Here is a 21,651-nt window from a genome sequence, read left to right as displayed (position 1 = left end):
CTTATTAGGGAATCTCGTTCAGCGTGTAATAGCCGACCTTGTGCAGCAGCGGCAGGCCTTCGGCGCTTTTCACACCATCAAGGTGAAGCTCATGGACATGTCCTTTGGTGAGCGGTGAGATTGTGAGACGTGCGGATTTGCCGTCTTCGGCCACTTTGACGGCCGTGATCTTGGGAATGATCTCGTCGATCTCATCGCCGCCATACTGCTCGCGATAGGCATAGGTGAACTCGCGCATGCTGTAGTTTTTCAAATCGCTCGCGGAAGCAGGATCAACGGGCTGGGTGAAGGTGACTTCAAAACCGTCGGGCTTCGCGTGCATCTCGTGCACTTCGAACGGTGTTTTGCCAGTCCATTCGCACTTTTCAAAGCAGAACGGTTTGCCACCACGCGCACCCCATCCACGATCGCTGCCACCGACGAAGACGCGGCCTTCCTCATCCATTCGTCCGCCGATGATGCCGCTGGCGAAGCCGCTGCGAAAAGGGAAGACGACACCCTGCTTGATGCCGTTGACGGTTTCGAGGTAGACGCGACTCAGATTGCTGTGGGACTGGTCGGCGATGAAGAGCTGCTTTGCGAACGGACCGAACTTGCCGTCGCTGAGGTCGCAGATGATGGCGGAGGCCGAATTGCCGATCTTGCCATGCACGAGGTAAACGGCAGGCGGGATGAGCTGCTTGATGCGCCCGCGCTCCATCACCATGCGATCGGGATCGCCACCGGGACGAGAGTCTTTGCGTCCGCGTTCACCCTGAAACGCCTCGGGGATGGGATCAATCGGGCGTGGTCCCATGTTTGGCGCGAGGTCGTACCAGACATTGCCACCGGGATGACCTTGGAAGGTGCCGGGAACAAGATGCTGAAGCGTGCAGGCGCCGTGCCACGGCCCTTGATTGTCGCAGTAGTAAACCTCGCCATCGGCATCGAAGCCGATGCCGCCCGGACTGCGGATGCCGGAGCATGTGGGGACCATGGTGCCGTCTGGCTTGATGCGCAGCGCCCAGCCGCGGAAGGGAACCTGGCTGCTGAAGGAACCTGTGAGGCAGAGCGTGACCCAGAGGTCGCCGGCTTTGTCGAAGCGTGATCCGATGGCGTATTCGTGGTAGTCGCCGGAGACGCCCCAGCTGTCGTTCACGTTTTCAAAGACATCCGCGCGGCCGTCGCCGTCCACGTCTTTCAATCGCGTGATTTCATAGCGCGTGGTGGCGTAGAGGTTTTTGTCTTTCGGATTGTAGGCGATGCCGAGCACCTCATGCAGGCCGGAGGCGAAGAGCTTGTAGCTCACGTTGGAGGGATCGCTGCTGCCGGCGCCGCTGACGACCCAGATCTCGCCGCGGCGTGTGCCGAGCGCGAGTTTGCCATCGGGCATGAGATCGATGGAGCCGACTTCGAGTGCGGTTTCCTTGGGCGTGTCGAAGGTGGTGGTCTTATAGTAGTCAGCTTCAACCGGATCGGCGGCGGCAAGCGGTGCGCAGAGGGCGAGGAACAGGGAAAGGCGTTTCATGACGGCAAATAGCGGAGGTTTTACTGGGCCCACTGGTAGGTGATGGTCATCGTGCCGGCCTTGGCAGGGATGACGAGATTCTGGCCGGCGATCTGCGCGCCAGCGGCCTTGATACGGAAGGGTTTTGGGCCTTTGAGAACAAAGGCTCCATCCTTGGCTTCATAGCTGCCGATCCCAATGCGGAACCACGCGTGCTCGGGCATCGTGCCTGTGACCTTGACGGTGCGGATGATGGTGGGGCTGCCATCCGGCTTGTTGCCGTCGCCTTCCGTGGTGAATGTCTCTTCGACTTCCGCATCGTGCCATGTGTAACGGAAGGTCGGGAAGCGTTTGGCATCCAAGCTGTAGCCCTTCCAGGCGAAGCCTTCGTAGCGGATGCCTTTTTCCCACTTCGGCCAAGCGGCGTCGGGTTTGTCGGTGACGAAGAAGGCCGGTGTGACTTCACCCGTGGGCTGAATCACGTCGTAGCCGAGCGGGGGCTGATGGCCGCCGCCGCGTGAGTTCCAGTGGCGTGACGCATCAATGAACGCACCACGCCAGACAAGGGCGAGATTCATGCTCTCGGCGCTCCAGGCGATGTTAATGCCACCTGGGTAGCCGATTCCGATGCCACGATTGCCAGCACCTTGAATGAAGTTGCGATAAATGACGGGCTCGTCTTTGACGATGAGCGGTATTGGATCGAACTCCTGCTTCTTCTTCGCGCCGCCCTTCCAGTTCGGGTGCAGCCACTTCGACAGAGGGGTGATCTGAAAATCGGCGCCCTTCCACGCCGCATACAGCTCGATGTGACCCGCGGCCTGGAAGTACTCGAGGCGGAATTCGTGCTCGCCTTTTTCCAAGGGGAGCCCTTTCTCACGGATGTTGCTGGCGGGATGAATGCCGTCGTCGTTTACGATTTCCTGCCCATCGATGAGAATGCGTGCGCCGTCGTCACTCGCGAGGAAGAAGCGATACGATCCCTTCTTCGGTGCGATCAGCTTGCCGGTGAAGACGACACCGAATTCGTTTTTGTAATCGTCGAGTTTCACCTGCACCAGGTTGTCTTCGACCTTGCCTTCGCGATGCGGTTTGAGCTTCGAGAAATCGGGGAGCCGCTTCCAGTTGCCGAGATAGAGGGCGAACTTCAGGTTGTGGAGGATGTCACCTGCCGGAGCGACTTTCATCTCGCCGCGCATTGTGAGCGCGTGGCCGGGAAACGTGCAGACATAAGGATAGGTGCCTGCCTTCTCAGGGGCGGTGAAGTTGAGCTCCTCCTTCTCATGCGGATTGAGCATCTTTGAGTGCGCCCAGATGCGAGGATCATCGGGCAGCCAGTTGCGTTTCAGTGCCTCTTCAGGCTTTTCCATCTGCTTCATCGCCATCGCGGCGGTGTCGGTGCCGGGCTGGCAGAAGACGAGGTTGTGCGGGAGGTCGTCGCCGTTTTCGAAGAGGATCTTCACCGGTTGGCCGGGCTGCACCAGCAGCTCCGTGGTGTCGTATTTCATCTGCGCCGTCATCGTCTTGATGGTGAAAGCGGCGGGGTCGACGGCCCGGGCGGCGGCGGTGGCGACAATGAGGACAAAAAGTGAACGAATCATGTGGGGCGCGTTTAAACGATGCCCGGGGACGCCGCCTTGCGAAAAGGCCACGTCCGCACGTGGAGTTTTGCACTGCTCACACTTTGAGCTTTGCGCGGACGCTGGAATTTGATTATCATGCTCCCATGCACACCTGGCATCTGCTCAAAGCCTCGGACAAAGAAGTTTACGAAGCGAAAAGTCTGGAAACCCTGCGTGGCTGGGCTGCGGATGCGAAGATCTCCCCGCTCGACAAGATCTCCAGCGACAATCGCATGAGCTGGCAGCGGGCCCCGATGATTCCAGAACTGCAGATGGATCTGCTGGTGCAGATGCCGGACAACTACCTCTATGGGCCGACAAACGTTGCGACGATTCAAGAGTTTCTGGCCACCGGCGAGATCGACGAGAACGTCACGATCATCAACTGTCTCGACAACAAGGAGGCAAGGCTTGCGGATCTCTCATGGTTCCAGGCCAGTCCGCATCACATCCGCAGCGCGGCCACGACTTTTGTGGGCACGGGCAGGAACGATGAGAAAATCGGCGGGGGAGACGTCATGCAGCAGTCACGCATTGCCACGCTGGAAAAGCAGGTGATGGAACTGCAGCGGGTGGTGGACGAGTGGCAGCAGGCCTACAAGGTGCTGCATCAGCAGTTCGTCGAAGAGACGGGCCGCGAGCCGATGTGATCGTCCGCGGACAGGATCAGGATTCGTCCGTTTTGTCATCGTCCTTCAAACCAGGCAGTTCCCTGGCCTTGTCGGCATAGCGGTCAAAGCGGTTCGAAAGGATCAGCAGAGTGGGCGCCCACAGGCCGATGAAGATGCCAAAACGTTCCGCATGGGCTTCCTGCTCCGGCGAGTCGCCGTTGAAGAACCACCAGCTCCAGATGGAGAGGACGATGGAGAGCATGCCCGCCTGAAAACAGATCGTGCTGAGAGTGCGGCAGATGGAAGGATTCATGCATCAAGACTGCCATGCTCCCCCGCCTCCGGGCAAGCATTCACTTTCTCCAGCACAAAGATCGCGGATCAATTCGCAGTCTCAGGCGCGTGGTGAGTGCGCTTGAGAGATGATGCGGCTGGGGCATAGTGTGCCCCGATGATCCTCCCCGCTGACATCCGCTGCGCCACTTCACCCGTGGCTCCGAGACCGCGGGTAGCTCCGCACCGGCCGCGTGAGCAGCCTCAGACTGCGCCGCCCGCGTTGGAGCCGCCGTGGCATGTCATCCTGCTGGATGACGAGGTTCACTCGTTCGAATATGTGATCGATATGCTGAACACGATCTTTGGCCACCCGCGGGAGCTCGGCAAACGCATGGCGGATGAGGTGAATGACCGGGGGCGTGTGATTGTGGCGACTGTGCACAAGGAGCTGGCCGAACTGCGGCAGCAGCAGATCGAAGAGTACGGTCCTGATCCACGCGTGCCGGAGTGCAAGGTCTCCATGCGGGCCACGATCGAGTGCGCGGAATGAGCGGAGGGTTCAGCTTTGACCGCGCGGTTCGGGAATGCCACGAAGGATCAGGATGGAAACGAGCGACATCACTGCCGCGAGGCCTGCGACGAGGTAAAACGAACCGCTCATCGCGTAGATGGCACCGCCCAGGCTCGTTGCCAGCATGAGAGACCACACATTGCAGAATCCCAAGATGGCCTGAAGCGTGGAACGGCGCTCCGGCGGGCAGAGCTCGGCGGTGAGCGTCAGATCGCCCACGCGGTCCAGGAACAGTCCGAATCCGAGAACGAAGTAGGCCGCGGTGAAGCCACTGAAGGATTGAGTGAGGCACACCCAGACGCACATCGTCACACAGACGATGCGTGAGAGGATGATCAGCACCTTGCCCCCGCTGTGATAGCCCAGCCACGCCGCGAGCATGCTGCCGAGGATCGTACCGATGTTCTGGAACGAAACAAAATGCCCTTCGTCCGCCTCCGGTCTGCCGGTGGTGTGCAGTGCGTGCAGGGTGAGGAACGAAACGACCATCAGGTAGCCCATCCCGGTGAACCTCGCGGCAATAAGCCTTAGAAGCTGAGGCTGCGAGCCCAGCAGACCGGGCAGGCTGCGCAAATAACTCCAGTAGCTGCCCGTGTGCGGATGGTAATGATGGGCCGCCGGCAGTTCACGCATGAACGACTGCGAGAGCCATGACAGGAATAGAAAGCCGAACGTGATCAGATGAAGCACGGCGTAGCCGCGCTGTCCGGGCGCATGAGTCAGCACGGTGTGGATCACCGCTCCCGCCACCATCCCAATGCAGGCCTGGGTGATGTAACGTGCGGCCCAGCCGGCGGCGCGGATGCGCTCCGGCACCATGCGTGTGACCATCTCCATCCAGGCCACCACACCCACGCCGCCGATGAGGCCGGAAACGACGGGTGTCAGCACCACCAACGGCAGCAGCCATGGACCGGCATCCTGCCAGAACCACAGCAGCAGGCCGGTGATGAGATAGGGGAGCCGTTGCAGCAGCCCAAAACTCATCACCCATGGTTTGAACCGGGTCATTTTCTCCACCAGCGGAGACACAAACAGACCGGCCACAGCAAAGGCCGCCGGGAGGATGGCGGGCATGATTGCGATCACGCCGGAGCGCCCGCCGAGCTGTTCCACCATTTTCGGCATCACAGTCTCCGGCTGGAGAAAGGCTGCTCCGCCCATGTAAAGTCCGCCCTCGAGACAATGGCAGAGAAAGTTCCGCCGCACGACCTGCGGGTGATGCGGGTGATGTGAAGATGCGGCGGAATGAAGCATCGCGGAAGACTCTGATCGTGGCGCAGGGCGGCGCAAAGGAAAGCAAATCGTCCGCCAACCCTTTCAGGATCTGCTTACTCAGCCCGGCAAAAAGCCAAGCTGCCCCCTTGCATCGTGTTCAGGCTGCTGGTTCAATGACATCGAACCTCAACCACGACGCGCGTCATGACACTCAATCCCAAACTTACCAAGCTGCTCAACGAGCAGATCAACAACGAAATGTCCTCCAGCTACGTCTACCTCGCCATGGCCGCGTGGTTCGAGCAGACACCGTATTCCGGCTTCGCGCAGTGGATGTTCACCCAGAGCCGCGAGGAGACCATGCACGCGCTGAAGTTCTACCAGTACCTCGTCGACCGCGACGCCAAGGTCGAGCTTCAGCCCATCGCCAAGCCGAAGGCGGATTTCAAATCGCCCATCGATGTGTTCCAGCACAGCTTGAAGCAGGAGCAAAAGGTGACACAGCAGATCAACGATCTCTTCGAGGTGGCTGAGCAAGTCAAAGATCACGCTTCCAAAAACCTGCTGCTCTGGTTCCTCAACGAGCAGATGGAGGAGGAGAAAACCGTGGGTGACATGCTCGAGCGCCTCAAGCTTGCCGGCAACGATGCCGCGAGCCTTCTCGTTCTCGACCGTGAGGCGGGCAGCCGTCCAGGTACGGGCGGTGGCGGGAGCTCGTCTGCTTCGCCGGGGGCCTGAGCCTGATGGTTCCCGCAATGGGGCGAGTTGGAATCAAGGCACGAGCATCACATTCCACGGCCACAGGGGCGTGTAGGTGGTGGATTCGATCCAGCCGCGAACGGGATCGGTACCGCTGGGGATTTCGACGTAGCTCCAGGCGCCGCGTTTTTCGAGCAGGCGGATCTGGCTGCCTGCGGGAATGTCGATGACACTGCCAGACGTCAGCGTGGCGGCGGTGAAGGCGCTGACGCCGCGTGTGGTGACGACCATGATGTCTTTCACCCGGTCACCGGGCGGGGGCCGGACGGCGGCAAAGGTTGCCGAAGGAATGAACACGACGAGTCCGATGATGGTGAGCATCAGCGCACAGGCTCCGCCCGGGGATTTGCGCCCTGAGGTGAGAATGCAGCGCAGGAGGGCGAGCAGGATCAGCCAAACACCGGCGGAAGCGGCGATGACCCAGGTGTTCTTGTTGAGCAGCAGGCTCCATTCGATCAATGGCGAGTCTTCGGCAAAGCGGAAGAAGCGCAGCTTCTCATCGAGGTGTCGCAGATTCTGCCGCACTTCGGGATTCAGCGGTTCCAGCAGTTGCGCGCGCTGATACCACAGCGCCGCGCGGCCAAAATCTTCCTGCCGGTAACGGGCGTTGGCGATGAGCGAGAACACTGCGCTGCTCAAGGCGGGCGGCTGTTGTTTTGTGAGCGACTCGCCGAGGTATTGAGCGGTGGTGAATTTGCCCTTCTCGAGAGCCTCGCGTGCCTGACGATAGACTTCGTCGGGTGATTCATCGGCGGCGCTGAGCGAGAGGGTGGCAAAAGCGGTGACAAAAAGAACGGCGCGCTTCAGCAGTGGCGCAAGGGTAGAGAGAATGCGGCTGCGTTCGCCGGAACCGAGCACCTGATCGGGCGTGGGGGCGGCGGTAAAGCTTTGGGTTTCGTAGCGGTGGATGATCTCCTTCAAATCGTCGTCCTGCACGGCGCCCGGCTGGCTGCGGTGAATGAAGTGTGCTGCACGCTGCAGGAAGCCACGATCATCGAGGCCGCTCTCTTCCAGCCCGTGCCACAACTGCTGGAGTTCGCCGCGAAGACCGCCGGTGGTCTCCTCGCGGTAACGACGAAACCAGGAGAAGAGCGCGGCGAGGATCACGAGTGCCGCAGGGATGGACTGAATGGCCCAGAAGCGTGCGCTCGTGGTGAGCGGCGGGCTCACGGTGGCGGTGTTCAGCCAGCTGGCCTTTTCAGGAACATTCATGAGGATGTCGCTGATCTGAGGCTTCGGCTGTTGAACGGCGGGCGGCTTCGGCGCTTCGGTTCCACCGCTTCCTTCCGCGCCGGACGCAGCGGCGATCACAGTGCCGGGTTTGATGTGCAGCGGAATCGGCGTAGTGCGGGCGGTGACGTATTTCTTCTCCGAAGGGCTGAAGAAGCTCAGTTCAAACGGTGGCAGCTCGGCATGAACCTTCTCCGGCACAAAGACCATCGAATAGCCGATGCTGCGGTGGGCCGTTGGCGTGAGGTTGGGATCGACCGGACCATCCACATTGTAGCGGCGCGGTGGGTAGGACTTCCAGCCGTCGGGCGGCATGAGGCTTGGCGGATTGAGCGCATCAAAGTTGCCCGAACCGTCGATGGTGATGTCCACGGCCAGAGGGTCGCCGACGGCCAGTTCGTTGGGGCTGGCGGTGGCGGTGATTTTAAAATCGCCGACGGCGCCGCTGAAGTGAGCGGGTTTGCCCTCGGTGGGAAGCGGCAGCACCTTGACCTTCACCTCCTGGCTTTTGACCACCTGCTTGCGGGTTTCCGTACCGCCCATGATCATGCCAAACGGCAGGCCACGGCGCATCTGGCGCTGCGCGTTTTCGTCATACACCTCGAACAACAGCTCGCAGGTGGCGGGCCCCACTTTCAAATCGCCCGCATGCAGGGCGGAGAGCATGCTGCGATAGGTGACGACGATGTAGTCGATGTCATTGATGCGCTCGTTCGCCTGGTCTGCCTGCTGCGGAAAGCGGGCGATGGCGAAATCGTTCTTTTCGACCTCGATGAGACCCACCCGGCGCAGCATGACGCTGCGGGGCACAAACAGCCTGGCGCTGATGGGCACCACCTCGCCCTGATAGACTTCAGTCTTGCCGACTTCGATCTGAAAAAGGGGCATGTTGGCGTCTTCGGGCGTGCCAGGCGGTGCGGCGTTCGCGGGAGATTCGGAGACGATGAGGCGGACCTCGTTTGTTTTTAAAACCTCCCCGTTCACGAGTACTTCCTGTGGAGGAATGACAAACTCACCCGGCTCCGTGCCGGCAACACCCCAGGCAAGCTGCGTGGAGAATACCTGCTGTGTGCCTCGAATCTCGATGTTCTGCGAGCTGGACAGGCCGGAAGTCATGCCGACCTGCACCGGCAGGCGCAGCTGGGGCACACTTTGCACCGTGCCATTCTGCACGGTGATGACATAGCTGACCACCTCGCCTGTGTGCGCGTGATCAGGCTGGAGGTAGGCGCGGACGGTGGCGGCGTTGGTGAAGCCAGTGACGAGGAAGAAAAGCAACAGCAGGAAGGAATGAGGAATGAAGCTCCAAAGCGGAATGCTGGAATGACATTCCTTGGCTGCCGGGAAGGCTTTCGCCGGTGGGAGTGGGAGTTTGAAGGTCATTCGGGCTTGTCTCGTCGTTCGGGTTTCGTCATTGCCGCGGCACGCGGCTCACCAGTCCTTCTTGTTCACGGGCGGGGTGTGATAGCGATTGGTCAGCGGCGCTGTGATTTCGTCCATGTACTGGCGGATGATGCCTTCGGCCTCACCCGGGGTGTAGCCGGTGCGCGGGTTGCGCTGGTCGGAGGGATCGCCCTTGGCCATTTTCTTCTCCTCCTCGCCGCCTTCGCCCTCGCCGGGCTTCTGACCCTGGCTGCCCTTTTGGCCTTCCTTGTCTCCGTCAGCTGCTTGCAGACGGCCTTTCGGGAGTTCTTTGGCGTCTTTTCCGCCGATGCCGTCGTCCGCCTCCTTCTTTTCCCCTTTGCCATCCTTGGGTTCTTTGGGGTCGCCCTGACCATTGGGGTCGCTGCCCTCCTGGCCGGCGTTTCCTTCGTCATCTCCTTCACCTTCCTCGCCTTTTTGTCCTTTTTGACCCTTCTGACCTTTTTGGCCCTGTTGTCCCTGCTGCTGTTGTTCCTCCATCTGCTTCATCGCCTGGCGCAGTTGATCAAGCATCTTGGCCACGTGATCGCGGTTTTCTTTGACGTCTTTGTTGTCGGGCTCGAGTTCGAGAGCTGCATCAAGGTGGTGCAGTGCGTCTGTCCAGCGCTGGATGGTGATCTTCGGCTGCTGCTGCAGACCACGGGCGCCCTGATCATAAAGCGTGTGGCCGATGCCGCGGTGTGCTCGCGCGCGCAGGGGCTTGTCCTGCGTGTGCAATACTTCGCTGAAGTTCTTCACACTGCCATCGTAGTTGGTGAGCTCATGCTCGGTGGTGGCGAGGCCGTAGAGCAGTTCCTGGCGTGCCGCCGTGTCGTACCCTTTCTGATCCAGCAGTTTCTCGTAGAGATCACGAGCACGTTCGAGACTATGATTCGCGAGAGCTTCACGAGCCTCATCCGGAGTCGGACCCTTGTGCGTGAAGATGGAGGCGAACATCTCGTGCACACTGGCGGCCTCGGCGGAGGGCGGAGGAGCAAAGGCGGCGGCGGCCAGCGCCAGCATGACCGGGCGGGCGGCAGGGCGGGGCAGGGCGCTGAGGATCCAAGCGAGCATGAGCAGGATTATACCCAGACCAAGGGGCCAGGCAAAGCGCTCAATCGGACGCGAAGTCTGGCGGTTGGCGGACTGCTGCTCGGTCAGCCGGTCGAGCACGGGCTGGATGGTGTTGCGGTTGAGCGGCTGCACGCCCAATTTGAGGAAACGTCCGCCAGTGGCGGCGGCGAGTTGCTGAAGCACGGCGCTTTGAAGCTGCGAACGCACCACGTTGCCTGCCTCGTCTCGAATATAGTCGCCCTCGACTTCGGGATTCGGGATGAGCGTGCCGCCTTCGGTGCCGACACCAACCGTGACGACGATGACACCCGCAGCCGTGAGACGCTGGATGTAGGGGACGAGGTTGGCGTCCGCATCTCCGCCGTCGCTGAAAATGACGAGCGCGTAATTGCTCTTCGGCAGGGTCTTGATGGCACGGAGAGTAACATCCAGAAGATCGGTCAGATTGCTGCCGCCCCACTCGATGATCGTATGATCAAAGGCAAGCAGGGACTCGATGATGGCGTCGTGATCGGTGGTGAGCGGGGCCTGCAGGTAGGCGCGTCCGGCAAAGGCCAGCAGGCCGACGCGTTCCCCCGTGAGTTCCATGACCAGATCATGCGCCGCGAGACGGGCGCGGGTCAGGCGGTCGGGCTGCACGTCTCGTGCGAGCATGGAACGCGAGGTGTCGATGGCGATGAAGACATTGCGGCCCTTGTCCGGGATCTCGAGCTTTTCCTCCCCCCAGCGAGGCTGGGCGACGGCAAGGATGATGCATGCCATGGCCAGCGCGTAGAGCGTGTAAACCAACCACGAATTCCAACGGGAACGACCAATCACGAGCGCCGGGCGAAGCCGTGCTGCAGTGAACAGCCGTTCAGCCTGCGAGCCGTGCGCATCCACCCACAGCTTCAATCCCACAAGCGCGGGAATGATCAGCAGGAACCAGAGCAGATGGGCGTGGGCAAAGGTCATGTCATTCTCAGGTGGCGACCGGTTCGGGGGCCGAATGCAGAACGGTCAGCGAAAGCAGCAGGGCGAGAAACAGCGCAATGGCGGAGACCGCCAGCGGCCAGGGGAAGAGTTCATGGGTCTCGATGATCTTGCGTCGTTCGATCTTCGTTTTCTCGAGCTTGTCGATCGTAGCAAATACATCGCTGAGTGAGTTGAGGTTCTGCGCCATGTAGAACTGTCCACTGCCGATGGAGGCGACTTCCTTGAGCGTCCCTTCATCAAACAACTGCTGCCCGACCGGGGTGAACGTGCCGCGTTTCGGATCAGGGATGCTGTGAACGCCCGGCGTGCCGATGGCGATGGTGTAGATCTTGATTCCGAGCGTCGCGGCCAGTTTTGCGGCGTCCTGCGGGCTCAGGCGGCCGGAGTTGTTGGCGCCGTCGGTGAGCAGCACGATCACCTTGCTGGGCGACTTCTCGCGGCGCATTCGATTGGCGGCGGAGGCAATGCCCGAGCCGATGGCGGTGCCGTCTCCAACGCGCTGAGTTTGCACGCGGTCGAGGTTGTTGATGAGCCAGTCGCGATCGAGCGTGAGCGGGCAGGGCAGGTAGGTTTCACCTGCAAAGGCCACGATGCCGATCTTGTCGCTGCGACGTCCCTTGATGAAGTCCGCCATCACACGCTTGGCTGCGGTGAGACGGTTCACGGGCTGACCACCAATGTAGAAATCTTCGATCAGCATCGACAGGGACACGTCCACGGTGAGCATGATCGCGATGCCATCGGCTTTCTCTTCGTCGAACGACAGCACCTTCTGCGGACGCGACAGCGCTGCGATGCCAAAGGTGAGGCTCGTCAGGATCAGGCCAAAGATGAAGCCGCCCAGGCCGCTGCGTGCGGGTCTTCCCAGATCCCGCAGCAATGAAGCAGTGGGGAACTTGATGGCCGCACGCCGACCGCGTGCACCGCGCAGCATCGCGAGGAGCGGCACCAGCGGCACCAGCAACAGCCACAACGGATGCAGGAATTGAAAATTGGGAATGCCGGGAATCGTCATGGCTTTTCCTCCTGCATGCGCGCCAGCGCCTGGTCGATCAGCATGGTCGATTCCTCCTGCGTTCGCGGAGCCGGCATGAACGAAATGTCGTCACAGAGATGGGCGACAGGCTCAAACCGCTCACGCCAGACGCCCTGCGCGCGTGGAATGGGCACGCCGGGCAGCCGTTCCGCTGTTCCGTTGAAGATTTCACGCGTGGTGCGCGCAGGGGCCGGCACCGCGTAGCGCTCCTGGAGATAGCGGCGCAGAATCTGCGAGACCCGGTGGCTCATGTCGTGCGGCGGAATGGATTCGATTCGCGTACGCAGATCGCTCAGGGCACGAAACGCGGCGCTCCAAGGCTGACGCAGCGGCGGCGAAGGTGCGTGCTTTGGACGAGTCAGGAGCACGACGATGAGCAGGATCAGAAGCAGGACAATCAGAGCGATCGCCCACGGGATCCACCACGGCGGAGGAAGCTCCACATTGTCCGGAGGCGGAAGCTCGGGGTGCGGCAGCGGAGGCGGTCCAGAAAACTGCGCCAGCAGCATACTGGTGATGAGCCACGTGGCGTTCATCAGCGCTTCCTCCTTCTGCGCGTGCGGAAATAGGCCTTCAAGGCCGGCACGTAGTCTTCATCAGTGCGCACCGTGATGCGTTCCACTCCGCAGCGTCGCAGCAGATGCGTGAGCGCATTCTGCCGTTCGGCCATCCGTTGGGCGTACTGATTCCGCACCTGTGGATTGGAGGTGTTGACGATGAATTGTTCTCCTGTCTCAGGATCCTCAAGGCAGACGCGGCCTGCATCCGGCAGGATGACCTCCCGCGGGTCCATGATCTGCGCCACCACCACGTCATGTTTCGCCGCGACGGAGCGCAGGCTTTTTTCCCAGTCGTGATCGGGTGTGATGAAATCCGAAACGACAATCACCAGCGCGCGATGGGCGATGCGTTCGAGGGCAAGGTCGAGCGCGGGCTTGATGTTCGTGCCTTGCCGCTTCGGTTCGTTGTTCAAAATGTCGCGCAATATGCGCAGGGCATGAGGTGCGCCTTTGCGTGCCGGGAGGTACTGCTCGATGGCGTCGGAGAAAAGAGTGAGGCCCACCTTGTCCTGATTCTGCACGGCGCTGAAGGCGAATACGGCGGCGATCTCCGCCGCACGCTCGCGTTTCGAGTCTTCCTGGCTGCCGTAGTCTCCGGAGCCGCTGACATCGACGCACAGCATGACCGTCAGCTCGCGTTCCTCGACGTACTTGCGCACAAAGGGATCGTTCATGCGCGCGGTGACGTTCCAGTCGATGAAACGCACATCGTCACCGGGCTGGTATTCGCGGAAGTCGTCGAACTCGATGCCCTGGCCTTTGAACCGTGAATGGTACTGCCCGCCGAGCATCTCCTTCACCATGCCACGCGTGAGCAGTTCGATGCGGCGCACGCGCTTGAGGATGCGCGTGAGTCTGGCGTCGTTGTCGTTCTGCGCAGTTTCCCGGTTCACGGTGTGGGCGGATTAAGGCACCGGCAGTTTGTCGAGCAGTGTTCTGACCACGTCATCCGTGGTCACGCCTTCCGCTTCGGCTTCGTATGAAAGCAGGATGCGGTGGCGCAGGATGTCGGGGGCGAGATCCTTGATGTCCTGTGGGATGACGTAGTTGCGACCGTTGAGGAAGGCCAGGGCCTTGGCTGCCAGGGCGAGATTGATCGTGCCACGAGGCGATGCACCGCAGCGGATCAGCAGCTTCAGGTGAGGCGCCAGTGCTTCGGGATGACGCGTGGCGTGGATGAGGGCGACGATGTAGTCGCGGATCTTCTCGTCCATGAAGAGATTGTTCACCACCACGCGGCTGGCACTGATGGCGCTGACATCGGTGACCTGCGTGACATCCAGCTTGGGAGCGGATGTGGCCATGGCATCGAGCACCTGGCGCTCCTCGACGGGTGTCGGGTAGGTGACACGTACTTTGAGCAGAAAGCGGTCGAGCTGCGCTTCCGGCAGCGTGTAAGTTCCTTCCTGATCGATCGGGTTCTGTGTGGCCAGCACCATGAAGGGATCAGGCAGTTTGTGGGTGTTCTCGCCGATGGTGACCTGCCGCTCCTGCATCGCTTCGAGCAGGGCGCTTTGCACTTTGGCGGGCGCACGGTTGATTTCGTCTGCCAGCACCAGATTGGCGAAGATCGGGCCGAGGCGAGGAGTAAACGTGCCGTCCTTCGGATGATACACCATGGTGCCGATGACATCCGCAGGGAGGAGGTCCGGTGTGAACTGAATGCGTTGGAACTTCGCCTTCAAGGTCCCTGAGAGGGTGCGCACGGCGAGCGTTTTGGCGATGCCCGGCACCCCTTCGAGCAGGACGTGGCCGTTGGTAAGCAGGGCTACCAGCAGGCGGTCCACAAGCGCCGTCTGTCCAACGAGCACGCGGGCGATTTCGGTTCGGAGCGGAGCCACCCAGGAGGAGGCTTTGACGATGGCTTCCTGATCAGGAACGGCAGGGGGGGCTTCGGTGGCAGGCATGTGGTTAAGCGGTACAGGTCAACGGGGGCGTTACCCACGTCAACCTTCAAGGATCAACGTATTAACGCCGGCCGTGCCTGTTTATGTTGCTGGAATTGTCGGAGGTTTCGGCTTTGATGATGCGGATGACCCTCCAGGAACTCCGTGAGCAAGTATGTGAAGCCAATCGCGCCCTTGAACCCAGCGGCCTCGTGCGCCTGACTTGGGGAAATGTCAGCGGCATCGACCGTGCTTCCGGTCTCTGGGGCATCAAGCCGAGCGGTGTCGATTATGCGGTTCTCAAGCCGGACGACATCGTGATCCTCGACCTCGACGGCAAAGTGGTCGAAGGCAGCCTGCGACCCTCGTCTGACACCAAGACGCACCTCGTCCTTTATCGCGAATTTCCTGAAATCGGCGGCATCACCCACACGCACAGCCTGCACGCCACGATGTTCTCGCAGGCCGGCCGCGAGCTGCCCTGCTACGGCACCACGCATGCCGATCACTTCCATGGCACCGTGCCCATCGTGCGTGCGCTCACCCCTGAGGAAGTGACGCAGGACTATGAACATTTTACGGGTGTCGCCATCGTCGAGCGCTTACGGGAATTAAACCTTAGCCCGCTTGAGATGCCCGCGGTGCTCCAGCTTCACCACGCGCCTTTCACCTTTGGCAAAAGTGCGATGGATTCGCTCAAGAACAGCATCGCTCTCGAGATGTGCGCCCACATGGCTCTCGGTTCCGCCACGCTGAATCCTGCGATGCATTCCATCCCCGGGTACATTCTGGAAAAGCATCATTTGCGAAAACACGGCCCGGGGGCGTACTACGGGCAGAAGTAACCTCAGTCTCACCGTCCTGTGAAATTCTTGTCCCGCTTTCAAACCAACCGTTTGCTGCTTCTGCTGCCATTGGCCTCACTGATGGCCATGTCCTTTTTACCGGGGTGCTCTGCCGAAAGGCGTGACGAGCTGTGGCAAAAATTTGATCCGGTCGGCTACAAGCATGCCCATATGCCCAGTTTTAATGGAGGCAACGCGAGACGAATGCCTCGATCTGCGAATATGCCGGCCAACGATGAGATGGCCTTGGAACTCTCGCAATAGCACTCCAGAGAGCGGGCGCTGGCGATGCTGCTCAAGACTTTGGACGCGGTGCTCTGCGGCGCGTGACGACTACTTCTGCTTGGATTCGTAACCGGGCAGCGGTTTGCCGTCTTCGCCGAGTTTGCCGCAGGCCCAGAGCAGACCGCGCGTGACGAGGTCGAGGTACACAGGATCTTCCATCGTGCTGTTGTTGTGGCCCAGGGTGGTGCCGAAAACTTTGCCCTCACCGTATCGGTTCACCCAGATGACATTGTGATCCATCTTGGTGTCTTCGCCATAGGCCTTGGCGAGCGGAACGAAGTTCTCCCAGAGCTTTTCGTTTTTGTAGAGCTCGTCCTTGGCGTCGAGCCACTCCTTGGGAAAGCCTTTCATCACCGGATGGCCTTCTGCGATGTTCTTCACTTTCAAATCACGGTTCTTCTCGTGGCTCATCGAAGTCTGGCCGATGCACTTGCGCCATTCGTCGGTCTTGGCCATGCGGTAGCTGTGGGTCGAGCAGTGCAGCATCACGGCGGGCACGCCGTTGAAGTGGGCCTTGGCGATGCGCTCGACAAAGGCCACGTCCTCGACGCCGCCGAAGCACTCGTTGTGCAGGATGACGTCGTAGCCTTCAGCCCAGTTGTCCTTTTCGTAGATGGAGATTCGGTGTGTCTTGTCCTTCTTTCCGCCCGGGCCTTCTTCATGAACGACGGTGAACTCGACATTCGCCCGGGCACTGATGCCTTCCGCGAGGATGAGCTTCTGGTTTTCGTAATCATGACAGCAGCCGCCGGTGACCATCAGAACCTTGAGCGGTTTCGCCTCCGGCGCAGGGGCGGCGAGGGCAAAAAGACAGACGGCGGAGAGGAGCGAGACGAGGAGGGGGCGCATGGTGGGATGCTTTATCGTCATCGGATGACTTTTTCTCCCAAAAATCTGCATTTTCGGCTAACGGTGCCGCCCACTCATGAAAATCGTTCTTCTCGACGCCCACACCGCAAATCCTGGCGACCTCAACTGGCAACCGCTTGAAGCCATCGCTCCTTGTGAGGTGCATGCGCGCACGCCGCTGGATCAAACCGTCGCACGCTGTGCCGGTGCGGAGATCGTGATCACGAACAAGGCGCCTCTGACACGTGAAATCATCGAGGCTCTGCCGGATTTGAAATACATCGGTGTTATCGCCACAGGCTACAATGTGGTGGACGTCGTCGCGGCGAAGGAACGCGGGGTCGTGGTGACGAATGTGCCGGGATACGGCACGCCGGCCGTCGCGCAGCATGTGATCGCGCTCATGCTGGAACTGGCCAATCACGTCGGCCATGCGGCGAAGAGCGTGGAGCAGGGCGGATGGACGAAGTGCCCGGACTTCTGCTACTGGGATTATCCGATTGTCGAACTGGCTGGACGCACGCTGGGAATCATCGGTTATGGCGAAATTGGCAGCGCCGTGGCGCGCATCGGTGCGGCGTTTGGCATGAAGGTGCTCGCCTCAAAGCGCACGTGGAAGGAGCCGCCGCCCGCAGGCGTCGAGGCTGCTGAGATCGACGACATTTTCCGCCAGTCGGATGTGATCAGTCTACACTGCCCGCTGACCGATGCCACGAAGCATCTCATCGGCGAACGCACGCTCAGTTTGATGAAGCGTGAGGCGTTTTTGATCAACACCGGTCGCGGACCGCTCGTCGATGAAGCCGCGCTGGCGAAAGCGCTCAACGAAGGCCGCATCGCCGGCGCCGGGCTCGACGTGCTTTCCGTCGAACCGCCGAAGGGCGGCAATCCGCTCATCGGCGCAAAGAACTGTCTCATCACCCCGCACATCGCCTGGGCCAGCCGCGAATCACGCGCCCGCCTCATCGACATGACCGCCGCGAACCTGAAAGCCTTCCTGGCGGGGAAGCCGGTGAATGTGGTGAATACTTGACTGACTAGCCAAACTTAGAGAGCGGCGATGACCGCGTCGCCGATCTCCTTGGTGTTGACCTTTCGCGTGCCGGGGGCGCCGCTGAAGATGTCGCCCGTGCGGAGGCCGTCGTCGATGACCTTCTTGACGGCGGACTCGATGGCGACGGCTTCTTTTTCGAGGCCGAGGGAGAAACGCAGGAGCAGCGCGGCGGAGAGTATCTGAGCGATCGGATTGGCGATGCCCATGCCGGCGATGTCGGGGGCGGTGCCGCCACTGGGCTCGAAGAGGCCGAAGTAGAGGCCGTCGCCCTTCGGCTTGCCGAGGCTGGCGCTGGCGAGCATGCCGAGCGAGCCGGCGATCATGGCCATTTCATCGCTGAGGATGTCGCCGAAGAGGTTTTCGGTGACCAGCACGTCGAAGCTGCGCGGCGCCTTGATGAGCTGCATGGCGGCGTTGTCCACGTAGAGGTGCGCGAGGGTCACATCGGGGTATTCCTTGGCGACTTCGATCATCGTTTCGCGCCAGAGGACGGAGTTGGTGAGCACGTTGGCCTTGTCCACGCTGGTGACGTGCTTGCGGCGGAGTTGCGCGGCCTTGAAGGCGACGTGGGCGATGCGCACGATCTCGCTCTTCTTGTAAACCATGGTGTCGATGACCTCGATGTCGCCATCGGGCAGCGTGGTGCGGCTCTTCGGCTGGCCGAAGTACATGCCGCCGGTCAATTCACGCACGCAGAGGACGTCGAAGCCGCCTTCGACGAGGTCGGGACGGATCGGAGACGAACTGGTGAGCGCCGGATAGCAGATACCAGGGCGCAGATTGGCGAAGAGGCCGAAATGCTTGCGGATGGGAAGCAGGGCGCCGCGTTCGGGCTGCTCATTCGGTGGCAGGTGCTCCCACTTCGGGCCGCCAACGGAGCCAAAGAGGATGGCATCGCTGGCTTCGCAGGTTTTGATGGTCTGCTCGGGAAGGGCCTTGCCCACGGCGTCGATGGCCGCACCGCCGACGAGTTCGTGCTTGTAGCTGAAGCTGATGCCGGAGCGGCTGGCGATGGCGTCGAGGACGCGAAGCGCCTCGGCCATGACTTCAGGGCCGATGCCGTCGCCGGGGAGGACTGCGAGTGTGAAGGAGCGGGACATAAAAGGGGCCGGGTCTATGGATGAGGATGGGCCGGGAGGCAAGCCCCGGGATTTGCCCCCGGGTGGTCAAAAACTTGTACACAAAGCCCGAAACTTCCCCTTGCCAAAAAGGGGCTTTATGGTTCCTTCGCGGCCCCACATCCTAGAACACACACCGCCTGACAAGTTGTCCGGCCATTCAAACAAACCATGAGCGAAGCAACCACCATCGATTCCACCTCCTTCAAGATCCACGAAAAGGACACCGGCAGCGCCGACGTCCAGGTGGCTCTCTTGACGAAGCGAATCAACGATCTGACGCAGCACCTTGCCACGCATCAGAAAGACCATTCCACACGTCGCGGCCTGCTTCAGATGGTCGCACGTCGTCGCAAATTGCTCGACTATCTCAAGCTGACGGCCAACGAGCGCTATCAGAAGCTGCTCAAGAGCCTCAGTCTTCGCCGCTAACAGAATTTCACGAGGGGTGATGCCAAAGGCATCGCCCCTTTTCTGTTTCAGGCTCCTTCACGCATGTCGGCATGACCGACGTTGATGCGGCATGATGCGTTCAGAACGCGTCACTGACGGGCTGAAGCCCGAAATGCATTTCACCCAAAACCAAACCAAAGAACACACAGCCAACCTATGGCCATCCACACACAACAAATCCAGCTCGGTGCTGGAACCCTCGAAATCGAAACCGGCAAGTTTGCCAAGCTCGCTGACGGCGCCGTCACCGTGCGCCTCGGCGACACCATCGTCCTCGTCACCGCCGTCTCCGCGACGAAAGTCAAAGAAGGCCAGGACTTCTTCCCTCTCTCCGTTGAGTACAAGGAAAAAGCTTCTGCAGCAGGCCGTTTCCCCGGCGGTTACTTCAAGCGCGAAGGCCGTCCGACGGAAAAGGAAATCCTCACCTGCCGCATGACGGACCGCCCTCTCCGTCCGCTCTTCCCGAAAGGTTACTACTACGACACCCAGGTCGTCGCCATCCTGCTCAGCGCAGACGGCCAGAACGATCCGGACATCTGCGCGATGAACGGCGCCTCCGCCGCTCTTTGCGTTTCCGACATTCCTTTCGCCGGTCCTGTCGGCGCGGTGCGCATTGGCCGCATCAATGGTGAGTTCGTCATCAATCCCACGCAGTCCCAGCGTCTCGACAGCGACCTCGACCTCGTGTACGTCGGCAACAAGACCGACGTCATCATGATCGAAGGCGCCGCCAATGAGCTGCCAGAGGCTGAATTCGTCAAAGCGCTGCACTTTGCCCAAGGCGAAGTCACCAAGATCGTCGCCGCCCAGGAAGAACTCACGAAGCTCGCTGGCAAGCCGAAGCGCGAAGTGCCTCTCATGCTGGTGAAAGACGAGCTTCTCGAAATCGCCTACGCCGTCGCAGGCGACCGCATCGAAGGCGCTCTCTACACGCCGTCCAAGGTTGCCCGTGGCAAAGCCGTCGGCGCCTTGAAGGACGAAGTCGCTGAAGCCATCAAGGCCAAGTTCCCGGAAGCCACCGCTTTCGAAGTGAGCCAGGCCTTCGACTACCTGCAGAAGAAAGCCTTCCGCATCTCCATCCTCGACAAGCAGAGCCGTTGCGACGGCCGCGGCATCGACCAGCTCCGTCAGCTTTCCGGTGAAGCCTCCGTGCTTCCCCGCACGCACGGTTCCGCCAGCTTCACCCGCGGTGAGACGATGGCCCTTTCCATCGCCACGCTCGCTCCTGCTGACGAAGCCCAGGAAATGGACACCTACGCCGGTGGCCCTGACTCCAAGCGCTTCATCCTTCACTACAACTTCCCTCCGTTCTCCGTCGGTGAAACTGGCCGCTTCGGTGGTCAGAACCGTCGTGAAATCGGCCACGGTGCGCTCGCCGAGCGCTCGATCGAGCCTGTCATTCCGCCGAAGGAAACCTTCCCCTACGCCATCCGCGTGAGCAGCGAAGTCATGGAGTCGAACGGCTCCACCTCGATGGCCTCCGTGTGCTCCGGCGTCATGGCTCTCCTCGACGCAGGTGTGCCGATCAAGCGCCCTGTCGGCGGCATCAGCGTTGGTCTTGTGACCGAGTTCGAAGGCGACAACATGAAGCGCTACCTCACGATGCTCGATATCATCGGCAGCGAAGACCACTTCGGCGACATGGACTTCAAACTCTGCGGCACCACCGAAGGCGTCACCGGTTACCAGCTTGACCTCAAGCTCCCCGGCATTCCTCTGAGCATCCTCGAAGAAGCCATCGTCAAGGCCAAGGAAGGCCGCACGCAGGTTCTCTCCGCCATGGCCCAGGCCATCGCCGAAGTGAAGCCGCTCAGCCCGTATGCTCCGCGCATCGAGATCGTGAAGATCAACCCTGACAAGATCGGTGAGCTCATCGGTCCTGGCGGCAAGAACATCAAGGCCATCCAGGCCGAGTCCGGCGCTGAGATCAGCATCGAAGACGACGGCACCGTGTACATCTACGCTTCCCGCAAGGAAAGCCTCGACCGCGCGGTCGAAATGGTCAACGGCACCTCCCAGGAAATCGAAGTCGGCAAGACCTACACCGGTCGCGTCGTCAGCACGACGAACTTTGGTGCCTTCATGAACCTCGGTGGCAAGAAGGACGGCCTGATTCACATCAGCGAACTCGCCGACTTCCGCGTCAACAAGACTGAAGACGTCGTTAAGACCGGTGACATCGTGACCGCCAAGTGCGTCGGCATCGACGAAAAAGGCCGCATCAAGATGAGCCGCAAAGCCGCGATGAAGGAGAAGGACGCCGCCGCCAAGGCGGAGGCTGAAGCTCCTGCTGCTGACGTGGGCTAAGCCTCAGCCAAGATATCAATCAAACCACGAGGGGC

Annotated in this window: 19 protein-coding genes; 7 read left to right on the top strand and 12 right to left on the bottom strand. The window is 60.8% G+C overall.

Features of this window, described 5'->3' with window-relative positions; genetic code table 11:
- Window positions 1-4: 4 nt before the first annotated feature.
- A complete protein-coding gene (locus KDL09_RS23445) occupies window positions 5-1,507 on the bottom strand; it encodes a hypothetical protein (RefSeq protein WP_294390744.1) in 1,503 nt (500 codons plus the stop codon).
- A 20-nt stretch (window positions 1,508-1,527) separates the two neighbouring features.
- A complete protein-coding gene (locus KDL09_RS23440; RefSeq protein WP_294390742.1) occupies window positions 1,528-3,087 on the bottom strand; it encodes a PA14 domain-containing protein in 1,560 nt (519 codons plus the stop codon).
- 125 nt (window positions 3,088-3,212) lie between these two features.
- Between KDL09_RS23440 and KDL09_RS23435 the strand changes: the two genes are divergently transcribed.
- The gene (locus KDL09_RS23435) at window positions 3,213-3,758 is read left to right on the top strand and encodes a hypothetical protein (RefSeq protein ID WP_294390739.1); all 546 of its coding nucleotides are present in this window, start codon (window positions 3,213-3,215) and stop codon (window positions 3,756-3,758) included.
- A gap of 16 nt (window positions 3,759-3,774) precedes the next feature.
- Here the strand turns inward: KDL09_RS23435 and KDL09_RS23430 are convergent, their stop codons facing one another.
- Window positions 3,775-4,032, bottom strand: coding sequence for a hypothetical protein (locus KDL09_RS23430; protein WP_294390736.1), 258 nt, complete (start codon window positions 4,030-4,032; stop codon window positions 3,775-3,777).
- A 138-nt stretch (window positions 4,033-4,170) separates the two neighbouring features.
- Here KDL09_RS23430 and KDL09_RS23425 point away from each other — a divergent pair, with 138 nt between their 5' ends.
- Window positions 4,171-4,545 carry an ATP-dependent Clp protease adaptor ClpS gene (locus KDL09_RS23425; protein WP_294390734.1) on the top strand — a complete coding sequence of 125 codons (375 nt, stop codon included), beginning with the start codon at window positions 4,171-4,173 and terminating at the stop codon, window positions 4,543-4,545.
- A gap of 9 nt (window positions 4,546-4,554) precedes the next feature.
- Here the strand turns inward: KDL09_RS23425 and KDL09_RS23420 are convergent, their stop codons facing one another.
- Entirely contained in the window at window positions 4,555-5,823 is a 1,269-nt protein-coding gene (locus KDL09_RS23420; RefSeq protein ID WP_294390731.1) for an MFS transporter, read from the bottom strand.
- 165 nt (window positions 5,824-5,988) lie between these two features.
- Here KDL09_RS23420 and KDL09_RS23415 point away from each other — a divergent pair, with 165 nt between their 5' ends.
- The gene (locus KDL09_RS23415; RefSeq protein ID WP_294390728.1) at window positions 5,989-6,522 is read left to right on the top strand and encodes a ferritin; all 534 of its coding nucleotides are present in this window, start codon (window positions 5,989-5,991) and stop codon (window positions 6,520-6,522) included.
- A 33-nt stretch (window positions 6,523-6,555) separates the two neighbouring features.
- On the opposite strand, the gene KDL09_RS23410 is transcribed toward KDL09_RS23415, so the two are convergent.
- From KDL09_RS23410 to KDL09_RS23385, 6 genes are read right to left on the bottom strand one after another with little or no spacing between them, the layout of a single operon-like run.
- Window positions 6,556-9,156 carry a BatD family protein gene (locus KDL09_RS23410; protein WP_294390725.1) on the bottom strand — a complete coding sequence of 867 codons (2,601 nt, stop codon included), beginning with the start codon at window positions 9,154-9,156 and terminating at the stop codon, window positions 6,556-6,558.
- A gap of 48 nt (window positions 9,157-9,204) precedes the next feature.
- Window positions 9,205-11,202 (bottom strand): VWA domain-containing protein, encoded by a 1,998-nt coding sequence (locus KDL09_RS23405; RefSeq protein WP_294390721.1) that lies wholly within the window; start codon window positions 11,200-11,202, stop codon window positions 9,205-9,207.
- Between the two features lie 7 nt (window positions 11,203-11,209).
- Window positions 11,210-12,238, bottom strand: a complete 1,029-nt coding sequence (locus KDL09_RS23400; protein WP_294390718.1) for a VWA domain-containing protein — start codon at window positions 12,236-12,238, stop codon at window positions 11,210-11,212.
- The gene (locus KDL09_RS23395; RefSeq protein WP_294390714.1) at window positions 12,235-12,795 is read right to left on the bottom strand and encodes a DUF4381 family protein; all 561 of its coding nucleotides are present in this window, start codon (window positions 12,793-12,795) and stop codon (window positions 12,235-12,237) included. The genes KDL09_RS23400 and KDL09_RS23395 overlap by 4 nt, the downstream gene beginning before the upstream one ends.
- Window positions 12,795-13,712 carry a DUF58 domain-containing protein gene (locus tag KDL09_RS23390; protein WP_294390711.1) on the bottom strand — a complete coding sequence of 306 codons (918 nt, stop codon included), beginning with the start codon at window positions 13,710-13,712 and terminating at the stop codon, window positions 12,795-12,797. Before KDL09_RS23390 ends, KDL09_RS23395 begins: the two co-directional genes overlap by 1 nt.
- Before the next feature lie 12 nt (window positions 13,713-13,724).
- A complete protein-coding gene (locus KDL09_RS23385) occupies window positions 13,725-14,726 on the bottom strand; it encodes a MoxR family ATPase (protein WP_294390706.1) in 1,002 nt (333 codons plus the stop codon).
- 125 nt (window positions 14,727-14,851) lie between these two features.
- On the opposite strand from KDL09_RS23385, the gene araD reads away from it, so the two are divergent.
- Window positions 14,852-15,550: an L-ribulose-5-phosphate 4-epimerase AraD gene (araD, locus tag KDL09_RS23380; protein WP_294390703.1), complete on the top strand. Its 699-nt coding sequence runs from the start codon at window positions 14,852-14,854 to the stop codon at window positions 15,548-15,550.
- A 333-nt stretch (window positions 15,551-15,883) separates the two neighbouring features.
- Here the strand turns inward: araD and KDL09_RS23375 are convergent, their stop codons facing one another.
- Window positions 15,884-16,684 (bottom strand): ThuA domain-containing protein, encoded by an 801-nt coding sequence (locus KDL09_RS23375; protein WP_294390700.1) that lies wholly within the window; start codon window positions 16,682-16,684, stop codon window positions 15,884-15,886.
- A gap of 76 nt (window positions 16,685-16,760) precedes the next feature.
- On the opposite strand from KDL09_RS23375, the gene KDL09_RS23370 reads away from it, so the two are divergent.
- Window positions 16,761-17,717: a D-2-hydroxyacid dehydrogenase gene (locus tag KDL09_RS23370; protein ID WP_294390693.1), complete on the top strand. Its 957-nt coding sequence runs from the start codon at window positions 16,761-16,763 to the stop codon at window positions 17,715-17,717.
- A gap of 14 nt (window positions 17,718-17,731) precedes the next feature.
- On the opposite strand, the gene leuB is transcribed toward KDL09_RS23370, so the two are convergent.
- Window positions 17,732-18,838 (bottom strand): 3-isopropylmalate dehydrogenase, encoded by a 1,107-nt coding sequence (gene leuB / locus KDL09_RS23365; protein ID WP_294390689.1) that lies wholly within the window; start codon window positions 18,836-18,838, stop codon window positions 17,732-17,734.
- Window positions 18,839-19,027: 189 nt separating this feature from the next.
- Here leuB and rpsO point away from each other — a divergent pair, with 189 nt between their 5' ends.
- Window positions 19,028-19,288, top strand: coding sequence for a 30S ribosomal protein S15 (gene rpsO, locus KDL09_RS23360; RefSeq protein ID WP_294390686.1), 261 nt, complete (start codon window positions 19,028-19,030; stop codon window positions 19,286-19,288).
- Window positions 19,289-19,465: 177 nt separating this feature from the next.
- A complete protein-coding gene (locus KDL09_RS23355) occupies window positions 19,466-21,616 on the top strand; it encodes a polyribonucleotide nucleotidyltransferase (RefSeq protein ID WP_294390683.1) in 2,151 nt (716 codons plus the stop codon).
- Window positions 21,617-21,651 lie beyond the last annotated feature (35 nt).

This window comes from Prosthecobacter sp. (assembly GCF_020439865.1).
Classification (GTDB): domain Bacteria; phylum Verrucomicrobiota; class Verrucomicrobiia; order Verrucomicrobiales; family Verrucomicrobiaceae; genus Prosthecobacter.
The sequence above is the reverse complement of the archived record's forward strand: the minus strand, read 5'-3'. Positions and strand labels throughout refer to the sequence as shown.

Coding starts and splice junctions, on each gene's coding strand:
- leuB (WP_294390689.1), bottom strand. CDS start 18,838: ATGTCCCGCTCCTTCACACTCGCAGTCCTCCCCGGCGACGGCATCGGC.
- KDL09_RS23385 (WP_294390706.1), bottom strand. CDS start 14,726: ATGCCTGCCACCGAAGCCCCCCCTGCCGTTCCTGATCAGGAAGCCATC.
- KDL09_RS23440 (WP_294390742.1), bottom strand. CDS start 3,087: ATGATTCGTTCACTTTTTGTCCTCATTGTCGCCACCGCCGCCGCCCGG.
- KDL09_RS23415 (WP_294390728.1), top strand. CDS start 5,989: ATGACACTCAATCCCAAACTTACCAAGCTGCTCAACGAGCAGATCAAC.
- KDL09_RS23425 (WP_294390734.1), top strand. CDS start 4,171: ATGATCCTCCCCGCTGACATCCGCTGCGCCACTTCACCCGTGGCTCCG.
- KDL09_RS23395 (WP_294390714.1), bottom strand. CDS start 12,795: ATGAACGCCACGTGGCTCATCACCAGTATGCTGCTGGCGCAGTTTTCT.
- KDL09_RS23410 (WP_294390725.1), bottom strand. CDS start 9,156: ATGACCTTCAAACTCCCACTCCCACCGGCGAAAGCCTTCCCGGCAGCC.
- KDL09_RS23355 (WP_294390683.1), top strand. CDS start 19,466: ATGGCCATCCACACACAACAAATCCAGCTCGGTGCTGGAACCCTCGAA.
- KDL09_RS23400 (WP_294390718.1), bottom strand. CDS start 12,238: ATGACGATTCCCGGCATTCCCAATTTTCAATTCCTGCATCCGTTGTGG.
- KDL09_RS23445 (WP_294390744.1), bottom strand. CDS start 1,507: ATGAAACGCCTTTCCCTGTTCCTCGCCCTCTGCGCACCGCTTGCCGCC.
- KDL09_RS23435 (WP_294390739.1), top strand. CDS start 3,213: ATGCACACCTGGCATCTGCTCAAAGCCTCGGACAAAGAAGTTTACGAA.
- araD (WP_294390703.1), top strand. CDS start 14,852: ATGACCCTCCAGGAACTCCGTGAGCAAGTATGTGAAGCCAATCGCGCC.
- KDL09_RS23405 (WP_294390721.1), bottom strand. CDS start 11,202: ATGACCTTTGCCCACGCCCATCTGCTCTGGTTCCTGCTGATCATTCCC.
- KDL09_RS23420 (WP_294390731.1), bottom strand. CDS start 5,823: ATGCTTCATTCCGCCGCATCTTCACATCACCCGCATCACCCGCAGGTC.
- KDL09_RS23430 (WP_294390736.1), bottom strand. CDS start 4,032: ATGAATCCTTCCATCTGCCGCACTCTCAGCACGATCTGTTTTCAGGCG.
- KDL09_RS23375 (WP_294390700.1), bottom strand. CDS start 16,684: ATGCGCCCCCTCCTCGTCTCGCTCCTCTCCGCCGTCTGTCTTTTTGCC.
- KDL09_RS23370 (WP_294390693.1), top strand. CDS start 16,761: ATGAAAATCGTTCTTCTCGACGCCCACACCGCAAATCCTGGCGACCTC.
- rpsO (WP_294390686.1), top strand. CDS start 19,028: ATGAGCGAAGCAACCACCATCGATTCCACCTCCTTCAAGATCCACGAA.